This is a genomic window from Acetobacter fabarum, from assembly GCF_022483405.1.
GTDB classification, from domain to species: Bacteria; Pseudomonadota; Alphaproteobacteria; order Acetobacterales; family Acetobacteraceae; genus Acetobacter; species Acetobacter fabarum.
In genome coordinates this window covers 2,224,252-2,243,377 of record NZ_JAKVNI010000001.1, presented here as the reverse complement: position 1 = coordinate 2,243,377, position 19,126 = coordinate 2,224,252, and the positions used below count along the sequence as shown (strand labels likewise).

Sequence of the window (19,126 nt, the reverse complement as noted above, 5' to 3'; positions counted from 1 at the left end):
CGGGGGAACCAGACTGGTGGTTCACCCCTTTATTGCTCCCGTGTTCATAGCAGGCTTCCCGCGTGGAGGATACAGCCTGTGCAAACCGGGCTGACGGTTACTGTTTGGGGCCAGTTTCACCGAAGATTTTTTCAAACTGGAAGTCCAGTGCTTTCAGGTGCTGGCGGCTGTCCATGGCGGCATCCAGCACATCGGCGGGAATGCGGCCCGAAATTTCGGCATCATCAGCCAGATTTTCGCGGAACGTTTTGCCTTCGGGCGTACCCAGCTTGGTCCATGTTGCCATCGCGTTGCGCTGGACAATACGGTAGGCATCTTCGCGCGACAGGCCGGCTTTTGCCAGTGCCAGCAGAACTTCGCCCGAATGGACCACGCCGCCAAGGCTTTCGATATTCGCGGCCATACGGTCGGGATACACCACAAGCTTGGAGATCATGCCGGACAGGCGGGCCAGGGCAAAGTCCAGCCCGATGGTGGCATCGGGGCAGATGTTGCGCTCGACCGAGGAGTGGCTGATGTCACGCTCGTGCCACAGAGCCACGTTTTCCAGTGCCGGAATAACCGCTGCGCGCACCAGACGGGCAAGGCCGGTCAGGTTTTCGGTCAGCACGGGGTTGCGCTTGTGCGGCATGGCGGAAGAGCCCTTCTGCCCCGGATGGAAGAATTCCTCCGCTTCGCGCACTTCGGAGCGTTGCAGGTGGCGGACTTCCGTTGCAAGCCGCTCAATGCCGCTGGCAATAACGCCAAGAGCGCAGAAGAATGCCGCATGGCGGTCACGCGGGATAACCTGGGTGGAAACCGCTTCGGCCTGCAGGCCAAGGCGTTCGGCCACGTAGGCTTCCACACGCGGGTCAAGATGGGCGTATGTGCCTACAGCGCCGGAAATGGCACAGGTGGCAATTTCGGCCCGTGCGGTTTCAAGGCGGGTTCTGTTCCGGGCGAACTCGGCGTAATGACCAGCAATCTTGAGACCGAAAGATGTGGGCTCGGCATGAATGCCGTGGCTGCGGCCAATGGTCAGGGTGTGTTTGTGTTCAAACGCACGTGCTTTAAGGGCGGCCAGAGTTTCGTCCAGATCCTTGAGCAGCAGGTCGGTGGCCTGCACAAGCTGCACGGCAAGGCAGGTGTCCAGCACGTCCGAGGAGGTCATGCCCAGATGGACAAACCGGCTTTCGGGGCCAACCTTTTCTGCCAGCCATGTCAGGAACGCAATAACGTCATGCCGTGTTTCGGCTTCGATCTCGTCAATCCGGGCGAGGTCTGCATCGCAAAAAGCAGCCATGGCGGCGTTGCCTTTTTCGCGGACCACTTTGGCGGCTTCCTTGGGGACCGTCCCGTATTCTGCCATGGCCTCACAGGCCAGAGCTTCGATCTCGAACCAGATTCGATAGCGGTTTTCAGGGGACCAGATTGCGGCCATGACGGGGCGGGTATAGCGCGGCACCATAACGCGAATTCCTTAACCAGAACAGTTTAAACGTCAGACAGGTGGCGCCTCTCTAGCGGATTTCGCGCATGTCGTCTGCCCGCAATGCGGAAAACTTTGACATTTTCTGCCGTGTGCCAGAAATTCGCGTCATTCAATGCGTGTTCTGGAATCGGAGTTATTGTGGCCAACCTATTTGATTCTGCCAGTTTTCCGGCAGTTGCCGCCCTCTTGCAGGTTGTGCTGATTGATGTGACTCTGGCCGGGGACAACGCAGTTGTCATTGGTATGGCCGTACGCTCCCTTGGCGGGGCACAGCGGCGCAAGGCCATTTGGGCCGGTGTGGGGCTGGCTGCGGTCATCAGGGTGCTGCTGGCACTTGTAGCGGTCAAGCTGTTGAGCATTGTTGGCCTGACACTGGCCGGCGGCCTGCTCCTGCTATGGGTCTGCTGGCGCATGTACCGCGAAATGCAGCACGCCAATACTGCTGATGGGGCAGCGGGTAGCGCACCGGGCAGCCTGCGTTCGGCCATTATCAAAATCTTGATCGCTGATTTGTCCATGAGTCTGGATAACGTGCTGGCCGTGGCCGGGGCTGCACGTGAGCACCCCGGTATTCTGGTCATGGGGCTGGCCCTGTCTGTTGTGCTTATGGGGCTTGCGGCTTCCCTGATTGCGCGGCTGCTTGAGCGTTATAAGTGGATTTCGTGGGTGGGGCTGCTGGTTGTGCTGGGCGTTGCCGTAGAACTGATTGTTAGTGGCGGCGGAGAGGTTTGGGGCCACCTGTCCTGAGCCTGACGCAAGTGTGTCAGGCAGGCCGCCCCTGCCTGACAAAAGAACTTGCTAAATTGTAAAAAACCCGTTGAATTTCGGGTATGACCCGTTCTTACCCTTCATGGCGGCGGCAGCTTGTTGCCGCAGTATCTCTGGTCGGGTTTTCCCTGACCGCCTGCTCCGGTCCATCTGCCCAGCAGGTATCCGCTTCGGAGGAAAGTGCCGGAGCAAGTGATGGTGCGCCCACCCGCAATGCCTTGCCGGTAGGTAACCTGAACGATCGGCTGGATACATGGCTCCGTCTTGTCGGGCCTGCACATGCAAGTGCTCAGGATTATGCCGATTTTTTACAATCTGGCAGTGTGTGGCCACGCTGGTCGGTGCTGGTCCTGCGCCTGCAACAGGCTCTGGCAAACGAGACAGATACACAGGTGTTGGCCCGTTTGTGCCACACCCAAAAACTGACTTATGCTCCGGCATTGGTGCAGTGCGCTACGCAACTACCAGATGATAAACCCCTCCAGCAGCAGCTTGCGGCCGAGGCCGTAACCGCATGGACCAATGGGAACGACACACCTGTAGCAGCAACTACGCTGGCCAGCACGTTTGGGGCAAGCCTTACCCCCCAGAGTTCATGGTTACGTTTTGACCGGGAGGAACGGTCTGGTCTGGTCAATGCTGCCCAGCAAACCCAGCCTTATCTTTCCGCCAGCAGGCAGCCGTTGGCGCAGGCCCGGCTGGCATTAAGAAACAATGACCCAACGGCACAATCCCAGTTTGATGCCCTGCCCTCTTCCGCGCGTGCCGACCCGTGGCTTGTGCTGGATCTGGCCCGCTGGCTGCGCAAGCAGCAGCGCTATGACGAAGCCGTTGCTCTATGGAAAGCAGGAGCCGTTGAGGCCGAGCGGACAACCCGCTCCAAGCTGTTCTGGCGCGAGCGGGATGGGCTGGCCCGTGAGCTGATCCAGCAGAATCGAGCTGGGGATGCCTTTGCCGTGGCAAATGACACAATCGCCCAGGGTGAAAGCCGTCTGGACGCTGTGTTCCTGAGCGGGTGGATTGCTCTGCGTATGCAGCATGATGCCGCAACCGCAGAGGACTTTTTTCGTCAGCTTACAGAATCTTCGTCGCTCATTACACGTAGCCGTGGGTTTTACTGGCTTGGCCGTGCCCGGGCTTCTGTAGGCAATATGGCCTCGGCTCAGGCAGACTGGACGCGTGCTAGCGCTTACCCCGGCACCTATTACGGTCAAATGGCAGCAGCAACGCTGGCAGGTCAGGCCAATGCCCTGCTGGAACCGGAACAGGTGCCTGCACTGATCGTGCAAAACCTCAGGAGCGCGGATAACGGACTGCCCCCGTCTTCTGAAGAGACACTGCCAACAGGCAATGACCTGCTACTGGCGGCTCTTCGGCTGGCAGCTATGGGGGATAAAGACCATACGCGCGATTTTTTGAATCTGTTTGAAAAACAGGTCACACAAACGCCGCAACGTCAGGCGCTTTCATCTCTGGCGTTGCGTCTGGGGGTGCCCGATATTGCCGTTACCGTAGCACGCCATGCCGGGCGGGATGGTGTATTTATGCTGCGTTCCGGCTGGCCCCTGCCCTACACGCCGCCACAGAGCAGTTTGCCCCAAGATTTTGTTATGGGCCTCATGCGGCAGGAGAGCAGCTTTAACTCCGATGCCGTAAGCCCATCCAATGCAATCGGCCTTATGCAGATCAAGCCTTCCACTGCGGCGGATATGGTGCGGGCTGCCGGGGTAGCACCATCTGCCGCTACGGCTGTGGGGCTGCGGGATGCACAAAATAACATGCAACTGGGTACGGCCTACCTGCTCCATTTGCAGGATCGGTTTGGCCCTATAGTGCCTTATATGGCTGCCGCCTATAATGGAGGGCCTACCCGGTTGGCCAAATGGCTGACCACGGCAGGCGATCCCGCCCATAATGGGGGGCAAATGGAGCAGATGATCGACTGGGTGGAAAACATTCCCTATGCCGAAACACGTAATTACGTGCAGCGTGTATGGGAAAACATGATTGTTTACAAAGCATTGGGAACACCGGAATGACCCCTGCCCGTTTGATCGCAACATTTGGAGGCTGTGGCCTGTCTCCCCGTGCCCCCGGTACCGTTGGCTCCTTTGCTGCCTTGCTGGTTGGACTACCTTTGCTAAAGCGGCCCCGCACGCTGGTCTGTGCTGCTGTGGCGGCAACCGTTGTGGGGTGGTGGGCCACAGCACGGGCGGGCAAAGGGGAAGACCACAGCTGGATTGTGATTGATGAAGTGGCGGGTATGTGGATCGCCCTGCTGGCCTGTTTACCCGATAGTGATCAGAGCGAGGAAGCAACCAAAGCCACGCACCGGTTGTTATGGCCCATTGTGGCGTTTGGGCTGTTCCGCGTGTTTGATATTACCAAGCCCGGCCCCATAGGCACGCTGGACAGGCGGCATGATGCCATTGGCGTTATGGGGGATGATGTGCTGGCCGGGGCTGCCAGTGCAGGCTGTGTGCACGCACTACGCAAAGTATGGGCGGCACGGAACTAAAAAGGGTTGAACATGCGCGAACAGACAGAAGGATATGGCCCTGCGGTTCTGGCCGAAGCCGAACGTGTTCTGGCTCTGTTGCGCGCAGCAGAACTGCGGGTTGTTACGGCTGAAAGCTGCACAGGCGGGTTGGTCGCGGGGGCATTAACGCATTTTGCCGGGTCATCAGATGTAACCGAAGGTGGCTTTGTCACCTACTCCAACGGCATGAAGCAGGCAGTGCTGGGCGTACAGGCCAGCACATTAGCTGCCCATGGCGCGGTGAGTGCACAAACGGTAGAGCAGATGGCTGAGGGCGCGTTGAACGCCTGCTCCAGTGCCGGTGTGGCTGTGTCTATTTCCGGCATTGCGGGGCCAGGAGGCGGGAGTGTGGACAAGCCTGTGGGGCTGGTCTGGTATGCCACGGCGCTGCGTGGAGGCCCAACACGCGCAGACCAGCAGATATTCTCCGGGGATCGGGTACAGGTGCGCGAGCAGGCCGTGTTGCATGCCTTAAGGCTTGTTTCTGCCCGCTTGCTTCATTTGTAACGGGTTATCGTCTGTCTGCCGGGTTATAAACAGGGGCTTCCTGTAAATCTGGTGCCATAACCCCTGTGCCTTTGGCTATGGTACCATCTGGCAATGCAGGAGTGGCGGCCGGTTGGGCAGGCTGGGTGCGCTGTATATGCGCCAGACTTTGAGCGTTTAACGCATCCGCTGTTACGTTCCCGCCATGAGGCTGATCCGTAGGGGCTGTGCGCTCTGTTTGTTTTGGCAGTGTGTCTGCCATAGTCTGTGCAACTGGTGCCAGTGTTCCACCAAGCAGAAGCAGATAAAACAGTATGGGCATGCGGTTGTCCCCCGTGTTCAAACTCTGGGTTCTGCGTGATGGAGGTATGGTTCAGGTTGCCGTTTTCTGGCCCGAAAGAGCGGCTGGAGTGGCGGTGCCAGCCTGTAGTACGGGAGGGCCGTAAACCTCTTTGGCACGCTTGATAAAAGCGGAAACCATAAGACGGGTTGCCTCGGTAAAGACCACACCAATAGCCGCTTGCAGAATGCGGGAGTTAAACTCGAAATCGACAAAAAAATCGACCTGACAGCCGTTGGCATGGGGCGTGAACTTCCACACATTACGCAGGTAGCGGAACGGCCCGCGCTCGTAACGCACGGTAATGATGGACGGACGGTCCAGTGTCACACGGGAGGTAAAACTCTCCCTGAACGGACCAAAGCCTATGGTCAGGTCGGCAACAAGTTCTGTTTCGGTGCGGCTGCGCAGGCGTGCGGCAACACACCAGGGTAAAAAGGCGGGGTAGTGTACAACGTCCGCAACCAGATCAAAAATCTGGTCGGGGCGATAGGGCAGAACACGCGTCTCTGCGTGTTTAGGCATTACAGAGCCTCCTTCAGGCGCTTGTTGCGTGCTTCGCGCAGCTGCGCAAAATCTGTGTCGGCATGGTAGGAAGAGCGCGTAAGGGGGCTGGAACTGACCTGCAAAAACCCTTTTACGCGCGCCATGGTGCCGTATTCCTCGAATTCTTCCGGTGTTACAAAGCGCGCAACGGCAGCGTGCTTGACCGTGGGCTGCAAATACTGCCCCATTGTGATAAAATCCACATCAGCAATGCGCAGGTCATCCATGACCTGAGCGAGTTCCATTTTTTCTTCACCCAAACCCAGCATCAGCCCGGATTTGGTGAAAATGGAAGGGTCAAGCTGCTTGACCCGGTCCAGCAGACGCATGGACTGGTAATACCGCGCGCCGGGCCGGATGGTGGGGTAAAGGCGTGGCACGGTTTCCAGATTATGGTTGAACACGTCCGGGCGGGCTTTAACAACCACTTCCAGAGCCTTGTCTTTACGCAAAAAATCCGGTGTCAGGATTTCAATGGTCGTGTCGGGGGATGTCGCGCGTATGGCTGCAATGACACGCGCAAAATGCTGCGCTCCCCCATCGGCCAAGTCATCCCGGTCGACAGAAGTGATCACCACATGGCGCAGGCCCAGCTTGGCTACGGCTTCTGCCACACGTTCAGGCTCGCCTTCATCCAGAGCATGAGGCAAGCCGGTGCTGACATTGCAGAATGCACACGCACGGGTGCAGATTTCCCCCATGATCATCATGGTGGCGTGGCGCTGTGACCAGCACTCCCCTATGTTGGGGCATGCGGCCTCCTCACACACAGTGACCAGCTTGTTGTCACGCATGAGGGTTCGTGTTTCGTGGTAAGTCGGGTGGTTGGGTGCTCTAACCCGTATCCACTCCGGCTTGCGGGCAATGGGGTTGTCCGGCCGATGGGCTTTTTCGGGGTGCCGTATCCGGCTTGTCCCACCTTTTCGATGATCAATCTCGACACGAGTAGACATGACTTCGCCCATTTATACCCAAAGAGTGCAGATAGAACTGGAATGCCCCTGCATGCACGTCAAGGTGTTGGAGAGGCGATAACCGGGAATGGGGCATCAAACCCGCGAGATTGATGCCCTACCCTTTTGAAAACAAAAGACTAAAAGTGCAAAGCGCCATCATAGGCCGCAAGAACGGCCTCATGCATGGATTCAGAAATGGTGGGATGCGGGAAAATGGTTTCAGCCAGTTCCGCTTCCGTCAGCTCCCCTGTGCGGGCAATAACATAACCCTGAATCATTTCAGTCACTTCCGCGCCAATCATGTGCGCGCCAAGCAGCTCGCCAGTCTGGGCATCAAAAACCGTTTTGATCAGCCCGTCCGGTTCACCCATGGCAAGGGCTTTACCATTGGCAATAAGCGGGAAGCGGCCAACACGTACCTTGTAACCAGCCTCCAGCGCCTTTGCTTCCGTGTAACCAACGGAGGCAATTTGCGGGCGGCAGTAGGTGCAGCCGGGTATTTTGGTCGGGTCGATTGGGTGGACTTTTCTACCCGCAATGGCTTCTACACACATCACGGCTTCATGGCTGGCCTTGTGGGCAAGCCATGGCGCACCGGCCAGATCGCCAATAGCGTACACGCCGGGCTCGCCCGTGCGGCAAAGCGCATCTGTGACCACATGCGTCCGATCGACCTGGATTTTGGTCCCTTCCAGCCCGATTTTTTCCACATTGCCAACAATACCAACGGCAGAAATAACCCGCTCGGCAACCAATGTATCGGCCTTACCATTGACGGTAACGGGAATGCTGACCCCGGTTGCCGTTTTCTGCAACGTGCCGATCTTGGCGCTGGTCAGCACCCGAATGCCCTGTTTTTCAAAGGCTTTGCGTGCAAGCTGGCTTATTTCAACATCTTCTACGGGCAGAATGCGCTCGGCAACTTCCACCAGCGTTACGTCCGCACCCATGTTGCGGTAGAAGGATGCAAACTCGGTGCCGATAGCGCCAGAGCCAATAACTACAAGGCTTTTGGGCATGGTTTCTGGCACAAGGGCTTCCTTGTAGGACCAGATGAATTGACCATCCGGCTCCAGCCCCGGCAGCACTCGTGCGCGTGCACCAGTTGCCAGAATAACGTGCTGGGCGGTGAGCGTGGTGGGGGCTGCCCCATCCTTGCTGACGAGCACTTTGCGGCGACCGTTGGCCAATGTGCCATCCAGCTTGCCGTGGCCGTCAAAAACCGGAACCTTGGCCTTTTTAAGCAGATGCGCAACCCCTGCGGACAACTGCTTGGAGACAGCCCGGGAGCGGGCAACAATTTTTTTAAAATCAAAGCTTACGCCATCGGCCTTAAACCCATAGGCCGGCAGGTCGTGCAGCAGATGATTGATTTCCGATGCCCGAAGCAGCGCCTTGGTGGGGATGCACCCCCAGTTAAGGCAGATGCCACCAAGATGCTGGGCTTCAACCACCGCAACGGAGAGTTTAAGCTGGGCAGCGCGCAGGGCGGCAACATACCCACCCGGCCCGCCACCAATGACGATCACATCAAAATCTGTCTGGCTCATGATGCCAAATTTCTCCCGCAAAAGGCTGCGTTACAGAACAAGAGCCAGAGGTGCCTGCACAATGTTACGGAAGGCCGAGAGCCACTTGGCCGCCATGGCCCCATCCACCGCACGGTGATCGACCGAGAGTGTTACAGTCATGACTGTTGCCACTTTAATCTCGTCACCACTCACAACAGGCTGCCGTTTGCCAGCAGCAATGGCCAGAATGGCGGCCTGCGGGGGGTTCACAATAGCTGCGAATTCCTTGACGCCGAACATCCCCATATTGGAAATGGAGAACGTACCGCCCTGAAACTCTTCGGGCTTCAGCTTGCCTGCTCTGGCGCGGGAAACCAGAGATTTGGCCTCCTGACTGATCTGCTTGAGGCTTTTGCGGTCAGCAGCCCGCACAATGGGGGTAATCAGCCCATCATCAAGGGAAACCGCCACGGAAATATCCGCATCTTCATGCAAGATCATGGCGTCTTCCGTAAAGGAGGCGTTGACTTCGGGCACCTGCTTGAGCGCAAGAGCCGCCGCCTTGATCAGCATGTCATTAACCGACAACTTGAACGCGTCCTGCCCTTCATCATGAGACAGGGCATTGAGCTGTGAGCGTAATGCCATAAGCGCATCAAGCTCCACATCCATGGAAACATAAAAGTGCGGAATGGTCGCCTTGGATTCACTCAACCGGCGGGCAATCACCTTGCGCATGGTGGTGTGCGGCACCGTACGGCTTGCGCCCGTGGGAAGAGGTGCATTTGCCTGCTGGCCGGGTTTGGGAGCGGCCGCTGGCTGCGCGGCAGCCGCTTCCACATCGCGTTTGACAATGCGCCCGTTAGGCCCTGTTCCCTTGAGCGTGGACAGGTCCACATTTTTTGCAGCGGCAATGCGGCGAGCCAGCGGGGAGGCAACAATGCGGTTGGCCGGGCGTGATGCCTGCAATGCAGCTGCCGGTGCAACCGGTGCACTGGCTGGTGCGGCGGATGGTGCTACAGCACCCGCCTGTGCGGGGGCCGGTGCTGCGCTGGTGGCGGGCGGTGCGGCAGAGTCCGGCACAGCCTCCCCTTCTTCCACCATAATGGCGATGGGCGTATTGACCGCAACACCCTCGGTCCCTTCGGGAACAAGGATGCGGCCGAAAATGCCATCTTCAATGGCTTCTACTTCCATTGTGGCCTTGTCGGTTTCGATTTCGGCCAGCACATCGCCATTGCTAACCGTATCGCCCTCTTTTTTCAGCCAGCGGGCAATCTTACCCTCTGTCATGGTGGGAGAGAGGGCGGGCATCAGAATTTCAATTGCCATCTTTCATCACCTCAAATCAGGCTGCGCACGGCTTTAACTACGTGCTCAGACTGTGGCAGGGCCAGTTTTTCCAGATTGGCTGCAAATGGCATGGGCACATCTTCACCGGCAACGCGCACGGGTGGTGCATCCAGCCAGTCAAAGGCATGTTCAATAACCTGCATGGCCACTTCGGAGCCAATGCCAGCAAACGGCCAGCCCTCTTCCACCGTGACAAGGCGGCTGGTCTTTTTCACGCTGTTGACAATTGTGGCTGTATCCAGCGGGCGAATGCTGCGCAGGTTGATCACTTCGGCCTCAATCCCCTGCTTGGCAAGTTCGGCCGCCGCATCCAGCGCTGTACCTACGGCAATGGAAAAAGCAACGATGGTGACATCGGTGCCAGCCCGTTCGATCTTTGCCTTGCCAATGGGCAGAATGAAATCTTCATCAATCGGGCAAGGGAACTTTTGCCCGTAAAGAATCTCATTTTCCAGCACGATCACCGGGTTCGGGTCGCGGATAGCAGCGCGCAGCAGCCCCTTGGCGTCCGCTGCGGACCACGGGGCAACAACTTTAAGTCCTGGCACATGGCCGTACCAGCTTGCGTAACACTGCGAATGCTGGGCACCCACGCGTGCGGCAGCGCCGTTAGGACCACGGAACACAATGGGGCACCCCATCTGCCCGCCGGACATATACAGCGTTTTGGCAGCGGAGTTGATAATGTGGTCAATGGCCTGCATGGCAAAGTTCATGGTCATGAACTCGACAACAGGTTTAAGCCCGGTCAGGGCTGCGCCAACGGCCATGCCGGTAAAGCCATGCTCGGTAATGGGCATGTCCAGCACGCGTTTTTCGCCAAACTCCTGCAATAACCCTTGGGAGATTTTGTAAGCACCCTGGTATTCGGCGACTTCCTCACCCAGCAGGAACACGTCTTCATCGCGGCGTAGTTCTGCTGCCATGGCATCGCGCAGGGCTTCACGCACGGTAATTTCCCGCGTTTCACCCCAGTCCTGCTCTGGTTCGGTCGGGCTCAGGGGTGTTGCGGGCGCGGTTGCAGGGGATGCCGTGCTGGCTGCTGCCGGTGCGGGAGCGCTGGTGGTGGGCACATCGCTTACGGTGTCGGCTTCGGACACGGCTTCACCGTCTTCAACCACAATGGCTATGGGGGTGTTGACGGCAACACCTTCAACCCCTTCGCTGATCAGCACACGGCCAAGAATACCGTCTTCAATGGCTTCAATTTCCATTGTGGCCTTGTCGGTTTCGATCTCGGCCAGCACGTCACCGGTGGTAATGGTGTCCCCTTCCTTTTTCAGCCAGCGGGCAATTTTGCCTTCTGTCATGGTGGGGGAAAGGGCGGGCATTAAAATTTTAGTCGCCATAATCTGCTCAGGCCTCCAGCACAACGTCCGTATAAAGTTCAGAAGGATCAGGTTCCGGGCTGGTCTGCGCGAATTCGGCTGAGTCGTTCACGACGGCTTTAATTTCGGCTTCCATGGCTTTGAGCGTGGCTTCTTCAACCCCGGCGTCCAGAAGGATATGCTTGACGTGTTCAATCGGGTCACGCGTCTTGCGGACCAGATCAACCTCTTCACGCGTGCGGTATTTGGCTGGGTCGGACATGGAGTGACCACGGTAGCGGTAGGTCATCATTTCCAGAATGTAAGGGCCTTTGCCCGCGCGGCAGTGTGCCACGGCCTGAGCTGCGGCGGCATGCACGGCAGCAACATCCATGCCATCCACCTGCACGCCGGGAATGCCCCAAGGCTCGCCATTTTTGTACAGGTTATGGGAAGCCGAAGCCCGCTCGATTGCAGTACCCATGCCGTATTTGTTGTTTTCGATGACAAAAATACAGGGCAGCTTGTGCAGGGCGGCCAGGTTGAAGCTTTCGTAAACCTGCCCCTGCCCGGCTGCGCCATCCCCAAAATACGCGACAGAAACTTCATCCGTGCCGCGATATTTGTTGGCGAAGGCCAGACCAATGCCAAGTGCTACCTGTGCACCAACAATACCATGCCCGCCATAGAAGTTCTTCTCGCGCGAGAACATGTGCATGGAACCGCCCTTGCCATGCGAATAGCCCGTGGCGCGGCCGGTCAACTCAGCCATAACGCCCCGCGGGGTCATACCTGCGACAAGCATCTGCCCATGGTCGCGGTAGGAGGTGATCAGCTTGTCCCCGTCCTTGAGGCACATCTGTATGCCAACCACAACGGCTTCCTGCCCGATGTAAAGGTGGCAGAACCCCCCGATCAGCCCCATGCCGTAAAGCTGCCCGGCTTTTTCTTCAAACCGGCGGATCAGCAGCATGTCGTGATAAGCTGTTAGAAACTGCTCCCGGGTCAGTGATGGGCCGTTGCCACCGACTGCGCCGACCTGCTCAGATGTTGTTTCCATGTATGGACCCTCTACGATACATAGGTAAATGCGTCTTATAACGTAATGTCTTGGCGGCCAGGGGACTGGTCGGTTCGAGCATTTTATCGTGTTTTTTGCATAAAAAAATGCCGTCTGATCAGGGCACCTTGGTTATTTGGCGTTATATTCTCCTGATCTGCCACCGCTTTTGTGCTGTAGCCGGATATTGTCGATGCGCATGCTACGGTCAACGGCCTTGCACATGTCATAGAGCGTGAGGGCCGCGACAGATACCGCAGTCAACGCCTCCATTTCCACTCCGGTTGCATCTTTTGTTGTAACAGCCGCAGTGATCTCGATTTTGTCATCTGTAGCGACAAGATCAAGCGTGACAGATGTCAGGCGCAACGGGTGGCACAGGGGGATAACATCAGCCGTTTTTTTTGCGGCCATAATCCCCGCAATCCGGGCTGTTGCCAGCACATCCCCTTTGGGCATGGAGCCCGAGACAATCAGATCCAGCGTGTGGCGCTGCATATGCACTTCTGCTACCGCAATGGCCTTGCGGAAGGTCTCGTCCTTATCGGATACATCCACCATCCGGGCATGCCCGGATGAATCCAGATGGGTCAGGGGCTGTTCGCGCACTGTTACTTCAGTCCGAGCAATGTGCGTGCAGCAGCTCCGGGGTCTGGCTGGCGGAGCAGCGTTTCACCGACCAGAAAGCCTGTGACCCCAATAGAGGCAAGCTGGGCAATTTCCTCGTGTGTTTTAATCCCGCTTTCGGAGATGATAATCCGGTCAGGCGGCACCAGAGGGGCAAGCTGGCTGGTGGTGTTGATGTCTGTTGTCAGGGTCTTGAGGTTACGGTTGTTAATACCGATCAGGAACGTGTCCAGCGCCAGTGCGCGGTTCAGTTCGTCCTCATCATGTACTTCCACCAGAACGTCCATATCCAGACCCTTGGCGTGATCAACCAGTTCCAGCGCCATTTCATCTGTCAGAATGGACATGATCAGCAAGATGCAGTCAGCACCGATCATCCGGCTTTCGTAAACCTGCCACGGGTCGAGAATAAAGTCCTTGCGCAGGACTGGCAGCGCACAGGCGGCCCGGGCTGTTGCCAGGTCCTCGTTTGCACCGTGGAAGCATGAGCTTTCCGTCAGCACGGAAATGCAGGCTGCTCCGGCCTGTTCGTAGGCAAGGGCGATCCGCGCGGGGTCGTATTCTTCCTGCAAGATACCGGCAGAAGGAGATGCCTTCTTGATCTCGGCAATCAGGCCCACGGCGCGGTCAGCGGCTTTTTCCTTAAGCGCACGACCGAAGCCCCGAGGTGCTTCCTTGGTTTCCTGCGCTTTGGCTACAACTTCCTTTAAGGGGTGCAGCGTGGAGCGATGTTCCACTTCCAGCCGTGTCCGCGCACAGATGCGGGCCAGAACATCTGGCAGTTCATCTACTTTGCAGTCAGGTGTGACGGCAGCGGAAGCTACAGTGGACGTGGAGGATGTATCGTTCATGATTGTCCTGTCATGTCTCCGGCGTGTGCATCCGAACGTGATGCACGTAAACCATTAAGCACCGCAAGGGCAGTGCCGTTGTCGAGTGAGCGTGCGGCGGTTGCCACACTGTTCCTGAGGCTGGCCGGGTCAATCCGGCCATTGTGCAGGACAGTCTGTTGACCGGCAACATGCAGCGCAAATGCCGCGTTCAACAGAACCGTATCACGGTACGCCCCGTGTGCGCCACGCAGGAGTGCTTCCAGCGCCTGCGCGTTATGCTGGGCATCGCCCCCTTTAATGGCGGATACGGGGGCGTAAGGCAGGCCCGCCATGTCCGGCTCAATCAGGTGGGACTGAATCTGCCCGTTTTCAAGCGCTACAGCCTGCGTGGGGCCTGCCAGTGTTATTTCGTCTATCCCGCCCTGCCCGTCCTGCGGCTGGCCGCAGACCGTCCACACACATTCCGACCCCAGACGGGCCAGCACTTCCGTAACGGGACGGAGCCACTGGGTAGAATAAACCCCCATAAGCTGGCGTTTGACACCAGCAGGATTAACCATGGGACCGACCAGATTGAACAGCGTGGGCAGCGCCAGCACTTTTCTGGCGCCCGCCGCATGCCGCATGGCCGGGTGGTGGTGCGGTGCGGCCATAAACACCACATGGTGACGCGCAAGCTGTTCGGCAAGAACCTCTGCGTTGGAAGACAATGGCACGCACAGAGCCGCCAGCACATCGGATGCTCCGGCGAGGGAGGAAATGGCTCTGTTGCCATGTTTGGCTACGGGCACCCCAAGGGCTGCCAGCACAAAGGCGACGGCGGTGGAAACATTCAGCGTGCCGTAATTATCTCCCCCCGTACCACAGACATCAATCGTGTTGTCGGGAGCGTTGGGGACAGGGTACATCCGCTGCCGTAGGGCCGTTACAGCGCCAAAAAGCTCATCCTGTGTTTCCCCGCGCACGCGTAATGCCATTAAAAAAGCGGCAATCCGTTCGGGTGGAACATTGCCATCCATAATGCTGCCAAATGCGGATTCGGCCTGCGCAGCACTCAGGCTTTTACGCTGTGCAAGCGCATGCAGAACCCCGGAAAAAAAAGCAGGGTCTTCCGTGCTGCCAATCGTAGTGGCGGGCTCAGGCATGGAGCAGGCCCGCTGTCCATGCCCGTGCGTGGGTCAGAAAATTGCGGAGCAGATCATGCCCATGTTCCGATGCAATGCTCTCGGGGTGGAACTGTACGCCCGAGATGGGGTGCTGCTTGTGCCGTACGCCCATAACCACCCCATCGGTTGTCCATGCCGTAACTTCCAAGTCATCTGGGATGCTGGAAGGTTCAAGGGTCAGGCTGTGATAACGGGTCGCATTGAACGGGCTGGGGAGCCCTTCAAAAACGTCCGTCCCGTTATGGAAAACAGGGCTGATCTTGCCGTGCATGGGGGTTGGAGAGCGCACAACCTGCGCTCCAAACACCTGCCCGATGGACTGGTGACCAAGGCAGACACCAAAAACGGGTATCTTGCCAGCAGCGGCGGCTATCAGATCACAGCAGATCCCTGCCTCGTTCGGGGAACAGGGCCCGGGGGACAGAACAATGGCGTCCGGGGCAAGAGCCATGGCTTCTGCTACGCTGAGCGTATCATTCCGGCGGACGTCGCACTCCTCACCCAGTTCGCCCAGATAATGGACCAGGTTGAAGGTAAAGCTGTCATAATTGTCGATCAGTAGGATCATGGCGGAATGATGACCTTTTCGTGCGCACGGGTCAAATGACGTGTCGGAAAGGCGCGGTTTACCCGCGGCCTGTCCGTGCCATTATCAAGGCTTCCTCGGCTGCGCGGAACACGGCGCGGGCTTTGTGCTGGGTTTCCTCATACTCTGATTCCGGCACACTATCCGCCACAACCCCACAACCTGCCTGCACGTGCATGGCACCGTCTTTGACAACGGCCATGCGCAGGCCAATGCAGGTGTCCATATCCCCCCCTGCACCAAAATAACCTATGCAGCCGGCATAGGTGGCGCGGCGGGTCCGTTCGACCTCGTCAATAATTTCCATGGCGCGGATTTTGGGGGCGCCGGTCAGGGTTCCTGCGGGAAAAGCCGCAACCAAGGCGTCCAGCGCTTCCAGATCAGGCTTGAGCGTGCCCTCCACATTGGAGGAAATATGCATGACGTGGCTGAACCGCTCGATCACAAACCGCTCTGTGACCTTCACGGAGCCGGGGGAGCATACGCGCCCGACATCATTCCGGCCCAGGTCAATCAGCATCAGATGCTCGGCGATTTCCTTCTGGTCGGCCAGAAGATCCTGCTCAAGTGCCAGATCCTCAGCCGCGGTTTTGCCGCGCGGGCGTGTTCCCGCCAAAGGCCGCACAGTCATTTTGCCGTCTCTGAGCCGCACAAGGATCTCGGGAGATGACCCGACCAGCGAGAAGCCCCCAAAATCCAGATGGAACAGGAAAGGGGCTGGATTTATGCGCCGGAGCGCACGGTAGAGGGAGAGTGACGGCAGCGCAAAAGCTGTTGAAAAACGCTGGCTTGGCACAACCTGAAACGCATCGCCCGCAGCGATATAGTCCTGAATACGGGTGATGGCGGCGCAAAAATCGTTATGTGTGAACGTGGATGTGGGTTCGACAAAGGCTGGAACATTCGCCGGAATGTCTGCCGATGGGAGTGCCCCGCTCAGGCAGTCTCTGGCACGTTGGAGCAATGCCTGAGCGCGCTCCCATGCTTCTGGTGCTGTGTCGGCCGCATTGGGGCGGACGGGGGTCGCCAGAATAAGCTCGTCCGTTACCGTATCAAAAACAGCAAACAAACCCGGGCGCATCAGAATGGATTCTGGCAGGTTCAGGTCGTCTGGTGGTGCGTCTGGCAGGTGTTCCATCTGGCGCACCATGTCGTACCCCAGATATCCGAACAGGCCACCAATCATGGGGGGGAGTTCGGGCGGGAGGTCCATGCGGGACGCGTGGATCAGGGCACGCAGGCTGGCCAGTGGTGCAGTACCTTCGTCTGGTACAGCTTTTGCGGGTAGGCCGTTATGGCATGTGCTGGTGCTGACCTTGCCGTTATGGCAGGTCCATACCAGATCTGGCCGCAGGGCAATAACAGAGTAGCGACCGCGGGTGACGCCGCCCTCCACACTTTCCAGCAGCAAGGTATATTGCCCTGTGCCACCTTCCAGATGTGCCAGCCGCATATAGGCAGAGACCGGGGTCAGCAGGTCGGCAGGTTCCACAGAATAAATAATGGACCCCCTGCCCGCTTCCCATGCCGCAATGCAGTCCTGTTTACTGGGGGATGCCGCCGTGTGCGCCTTCATGCCCGGGTTCACTGGACTGGTCCCCCAAATCCGGCGGCAGACAGGGCCGCCTGAATGGCGGCGTTGTTAATGTGCGGGGGCAGCCGCTTGTTAAGGTCCTGCACATAGCTGGCCGCCAGATCATCACCATAGGCCTGTGTCAGGTTGTTTTTCAGCTTTTGCAGAACATCAATGGGTGCCGGAGGATTGGGTACAAAAACCTTGGTCACCACAGCGACAAAAAAAGTATCTGCATTTTCAGCCATAACCGCCTGCCCCGCCTTCATACGGGGGATGTAGCTGGCAATTTCGGGCGGTAGGGTCTTGCCGGGGTTGGTGAAGGAGAATGGAATGTCACGGGTAACCTGAATGCCAGAGGCCGTCTGGCCCGCAATGCTTCCTTTCTGGCGGGCTGCCAGAAACAAGGCCGTTGCCTGCTGGTCTGCCGTGTGGTGGCGGGCATCGGCTTGCCATGCAGCCAGCACGTCGTTCTTTGCCTGCTCAAACGAGCGGGGGGTGGCGGGTGTTATGGAATCAACCTCAACTGCAAACCAGCTGTTATCCGGGCCTTCGAGCAGATTAGGCGGATCTCCGGCTTTCTGGGCAAAGACCTGATGCACAATGGCATCGCGCAGTTTGCCCGAAGCCGGAATCGGAGCAGGCTGTTTTTCTGCCGTATTGCCCTGCGCGTCCAGTGAGCCGGAAATGGCAGCGGCACCAATTGTATCCGGAATGGCGTCCAGCCCTTTGCCAGCAATGGCGTCTTGCAGCTGCCGGCGGCGTTCGGTCACAACAGACGGTGCGGCCGCAGTCCGGTATTGCTGCAAAATTTCCTGCCGGGCATCTGCAAAGGAGGTGCTGTGCGCGGGCAGGATTTTGGTCACGCGGAAAACAGACCAGCCCATTTCGGTTTTAACCGGCCCCGTAACCTGCCCTTGCGGTGCCTGAAACAGAACCTGCTTGAGTACGTCAGAAGGAATGGTCGAGGGGCGAGCGCCCGGCATTTCCACCGATGCAGCGCCTTTGACGGCACCTTGCGCAGCCTGCCAGCTCCCTTTGAGCTTCCATGCATCGGCAATTTTCTGGGCGTCAGCTTCGGATGTGGCTGTGATCAGCTGAATATCGCGGGTTTCTTGCATGTTGTAGTGGCTGCTTTGTGCATCATACGCGCGCTTGAGCTGCGTATCATCCATTGTAATCGTATCCGACACGGTTTGGGGGGACAGGACCACAATGCGTGCATGCCGCAATTCCGGGGTGCCAAACAGCCACACATGGTTCGTATAATAGCGCTGCAAGGTTGCCGTATCCGGCGCGGGAGGGGCCGGCTGTGCTGCAACGGGAATGCTGATCAGGTCCACCATGCGTGTGGTTGCGCCGTAATCGACCAGAGTTTTGAGCAGGATGTTGGAAACCCGGCTCCCCTGCGCCATGGGTTGCAGCAGGGTGCGTACGGTCAGGTCGTCGCGGATCATGTCCAGCACCTGCTGTTCACTTAACCCCTGCGCACTCAGGCGCTGGTTGAACACGGCGCGGTCAAACTGGCCAGTAGGCCCTTTGAAGTATGGGAGGGAAAACACTTCTTCCCTGATAGCGGAATCCGGCACAATGATTTTAAGCTGGCGAGCGGCTTCAAGCAGTTCGGCCTGTGCAATCAGGCGCTGTAAAATCTGGCGCGCAATCTGCCCCTGCATGATGGGAGACAGGGCAGAAGGGTCTTTGACCCCCATCTGCTGGGTGATTGTCGGCATTTCAGAGCGCAGGGCCATGGCTAGGTCACGCGTGGGTATGCGGTGCTGGCCAACCCGGGCCACCACATCCGTCTCTTCGCTCATGAAGCCAATAACGTCGCCAATACCCCAGCTGACAAAGGCCAGAAAAATAACAATGGCAACAACGCGGCCCAGCCACGATTCAACAAGTACTCGGCGCAGGTAGGAAATCATGACCCTATGGATCCACAGCTCATCATAAATGGTTTATGCTGATTGCAGCACATCTTGGGGCGGCACCATAAGCGGA

18 protein-coding genes are annotated in these 19,126 nt (G+C 58.0%); 4 read left to right on the top strand and 14 right to left on the bottom strand.

From position 1 onward, the window contains the following. Window positions 1–97: 97 nt before the first annotated feature. The gene (gene purB, locus LKE65_RS10425) at window positions 98–1,447 is read right to left on the bottom strand and encodes an adenylosuccinate lyase (RefSeq protein WP_086645967.1); all 1,350 of its coding nucleotides are present in this window, start codon (window positions 1,445–1,447) and stop codon (window positions 98–100) included. Window positions 1,448–1,609: 162 nt separating this feature from the next. Between purB and LKE65_RS10420 the strand changes: the two genes are divergently transcribed. The 4 genes from LKE65_RS10420 to LKE65_RS10405 all read left to right on the top strand — a co-directional run bounded on the left by LKE65_RS10420 (window position 1,610) and on the right by LKE65_RS10405 (window position 5,285). Next, window positions 1,610–2,218 (top strand): YjbE family putative metal transport protein, encoded by a 609-nt coding sequence (locus LKE65_RS10420; RefSeq protein ID WP_253527523.1) that lies wholly within the window; start codon window positions 1,610–1,612, stop codon window positions 2,216–2,218. An 83-nt stretch (window positions 2,219–2,301) separates the two neighbouring features. Next, window positions 2,302–4,278, top strand: a complete 1,977-nt coding sequence (locus LKE65_RS10415) for a lytic transglycosylase domain-containing protein (RefSeq protein WP_278741296.1) — start codon at window positions 2,302–2,304, stop codon at window positions 4,276–4,278. Then, window positions 4,275–4,757, top strand: a complete 483-nt coding sequence (locus LKE65_RS10410) for a phosphatidylglycerophosphatase A family protein (protein ID WP_278741295.1) — start codon at window positions 4,275–4,277, stop codon at window positions 4,755–4,757. The genes LKE65_RS10415 and LKE65_RS10410 overlap by 4 nt, the downstream gene beginning before the upstream one ends. A gap of 12 nt (window positions 4,758–4,769) precedes the next feature. Then, window positions 4,770–5,285: a CinA family protein gene (locus LKE65_RS10405; RefSeq protein WP_278741294.1), complete on the top strand. Its 516-nt coding sequence runs from the start codon at window positions 4,770–4,772 to the stop codon at window positions 5,283–5,285. A 4-nt stretch (window positions 5,286–5,289) separates the two neighbouring features. Here the strand turns inward: LKE65_RS10405 and LKE65_RS10400 are convergent, their stop codons facing one another. From LKE65_RS10400 to LKE65_RS10340, 13 genes are all read right to left on the bottom strand, one after another. Continuing rightward, on the bottom strand, window positions 5,290–5,586 hold the full coding sequence (locus LKE65_RS10400) for a hypothetical protein (RefSeq protein WP_278741293.1): 297 nt from the start codon (window positions 5,584–5,586) through the stop codon (window positions 5,290–5,292). Between the two features lie 51 nt (window positions 5,587–5,637). After that, window positions 5,638–6,129: a type II toxin-antitoxin system RatA family toxin gene (locus LKE65_RS10395; protein ID WP_278741292.1), complete on the bottom strand. Its 492-nt coding sequence runs from the start codon at window positions 6,127–6,129 to the stop codon at window positions 5,638–5,640. Then, a complete protein-coding gene (gene lipA / locus LKE65_RS10390) occupies window positions 6,129–7,103 on the bottom strand; it encodes a lipoyl synthase (protein WP_095349144.1) in 975 nt (324 codons plus the stop codon). Before lipA ends, LKE65_RS10395 begins: the two co-directional genes overlap by 1 nt. 140 nt (window positions 7,104–7,243) lie before the next feature. Then, entirely contained in the window at window positions 7,244–8,656 is a 1,413-nt protein-coding gene (lpdA, locus tag LKE65_RS10385; RefSeq protein ID WP_165924901.1) for a dihydrolipoyl dehydrogenase, read from the bottom strand. A gap of 30 nt (window positions 8,657–8,686) precedes the next feature. Beyond that, window positions 8,687–9,949, bottom strand: coding sequence for a pyruvate dehydrogenase complex dihydrolipoamide acetyltransferase (locus tag LKE65_RS10380; RefSeq protein WP_278741291.1), 1,263 nt, complete (start codon window positions 9,947–9,949; stop codon window positions 8,687–8,689). Between the two features lie 11 nt (window positions 9,950–9,960). Next, window positions 9,961–11,319 carry a pyruvate dehydrogenase complex E1 component subunit beta gene (locus LKE65_RS10375; protein WP_278741290.1) on the bottom strand — a complete coding sequence of 453 codons (1,359 nt, stop codon included), beginning with the start codon at window positions 11,317–11,319 and terminating at the stop codon, window positions 9,961–9,963. Window positions 11,320–11,326: 7 nt separating this feature from the next. Next, entirely contained in the window at window positions 11,327–12,337 is a 1,011-nt protein-coding gene (pdhA, locus tag LKE65_RS10370; RefSeq protein WP_086645977.1) for a pyruvate dehydrogenase (acetyl-transferring) E1 component subunit alpha, read from the bottom strand. Between the two features lie 132 nt (window positions 12,338–12,469). Then, a complete protein-coding gene (moaC, locus tag LKE65_RS10365) occupies window positions 12,470–12,946 on the bottom strand; it encodes a cyclic pyranopterin monophosphate synthase MoaC (protein WP_278741289.1) in 477 nt (158 codons plus the stop codon). Window positions 12,947–12,948: 2 nt separating this feature from the next. After that, a complete protein-coding gene (gene trpC / locus LKE65_RS10360; protein WP_086645979.1) occupies window positions 12,949–13,815 on the bottom strand; it encodes an indole-3-glycerol phosphate synthase TrpC in 867 nt (288 codons plus the stop codon). Beyond that, the gene (gene trpD / locus LKE65_RS10355) at window positions 13,812–14,942 is read right to left on the bottom strand and encodes an anthranilate phosphoribosyltransferase (RefSeq protein ID WP_278741288.1); all 1,131 of its coding nucleotides are present in this window, start codon (window positions 14,940–14,942) and stop codon (window positions 13,812–13,814) included. Before trpD ends, trpC begins: the two co-directional genes overlap by 4 nt. Next, complete coding sequence (locus LKE65_RS10350) at window positions 14,935–15,531, bottom strand: anthranilate synthase component II (protein WP_278741286.1); 597 nt, start codon at window positions 15,529–15,531, stop codon at window positions 14,935–14,937. Before LKE65_RS10350 ends, trpD begins: the two co-directional genes overlap by 8 nt. A 58-nt stretch (window positions 15,532–15,589) precedes the next feature. Then, complete coding sequence (gene trpE / locus LKE65_RS10345; RefSeq protein WP_278741285.1) at window positions 15,590–17,125, bottom strand: anthranilate synthase component I; 1,536 nt, start codon at window positions 17,123–17,125, stop codon at window positions 15,590–15,592. A gap of 8 nt (window positions 17,126–17,133) precedes the next feature. Continuing rightward, a complete protein-coding gene (locus LKE65_RS10340; RefSeq protein WP_278741284.1) occupies window positions 17,134–19,050 on the bottom strand; it encodes a peptidylprolyl isomerase in 1,917 nt (638 codons plus the stop codon). Window positions 19,051–19,126 lie beyond the last annotated feature (76 nt).

Bases quoted from the DNA above. Each gene is read 5' to 3' on its own strand.
- purB (WP_086645967.1), bottom strand. From the start codon at position 1,447: ATGGTGCCGCGCTATACCCGCCCCGTCATGGCCGCAATCTGGTCCCCT.
- LKE65_RS10415 (WP_278741296.1), top strand. From the start codon at position 2,302: ATGACCCGTTCTTACCCTTCATGGCGGCGGCAGCTTGTTGCCGCAGTA.
- LKE65_RS10410 (WP_278741295.1), top strand. From the start codon at position 4,275: ATGACCCCTGCCCGTTTGATCGCAACATTTGGAGGCTGTGGCCTGTCT.
- LKE65_RS10405 (WP_278741294.1), top strand. From the start codon at position 4,770: ATGCGCGAACAGACAGAAGGATATGGCCCTGCGGTTCTGGCCGAAGCC.
- LKE65_RS10400 (WP_278741293.1), bottom strand. From the start codon at position 5,586: ATGCCCATACTGTTTTATCTGCTTCTGCTTGGTGGAACACTGGCACCA.
- LKE65_RS10395 (WP_278741292.1), bottom strand. From the start codon at position 6,129: ATGCCTAAACACGCAGAGACGCGTGTTCTGCCCTATCGCCCCGACCAG.
- lipA (WP_095349144.1), bottom strand. From the start codon at position 7,103: ATGTCTACTCGTGTCGAGATTGATCATCGAAAAGGTGGGACAAGCCGG.
- lpdA (WP_165924901.1), bottom strand. From the start codon at position 8,656: ATGAGCCAGACAGATTTTGATGTGATCGTCATTGGTGGCGGGCCGGGT.
- LKE65_RS10380 (WP_278741291.1), bottom strand. From the start codon at position 9,949: ATGGCAATTGAAATTCTGATGCCCGCCCTCTCTCCCACCATGACAGAG.
- LKE65_RS10375 (WP_278741290.1), bottom strand. From the start codon at position 11,319: ATGGCGACTAAAATTTTAATGCCCGCCCTTTCCCCCACCATGACAGAA.
- pdhA (WP_086645977.1), bottom strand. From the start codon at position 12,337: ATGGAAACAACATCTGAGCAGGTCGGCGCAGTCGGTGGCAACGGCCCA.
- trpC (WP_086645979.1), bottom strand. From the start codon at position 13,815: ATGAACGATACATCCTCCACGTCCACTGTAGCTTCCGCTGCCGTCACA.
- trpD (WP_278741288.1), bottom strand. From the start codon at position 14,942: ATGCCTGAGCCCGCCACTACGATTGGCAGCACGGAAGACCCTGCTTTT.
- LKE65_RS10350 (WP_278741286.1), bottom strand. From the start codon at position 15,531: ATGATCCTACTGATCGACAATTATGACAGCTTTACCTTCAACCTGGTC.
- trpE (WP_278741285.1), bottom strand. From the start codon at position 17,125: ATGAAGGCGCACACGGCGGCATCCCCCAGTAAACAGGACTGCATTGCG.
- LKE65_RS10340 (WP_278741284.1), bottom strand. From the start codon at position 19,050: ATGATTTCCTACCTGCGCCGAGTACTTGTTGAATCGTGGCTGGGCCGC.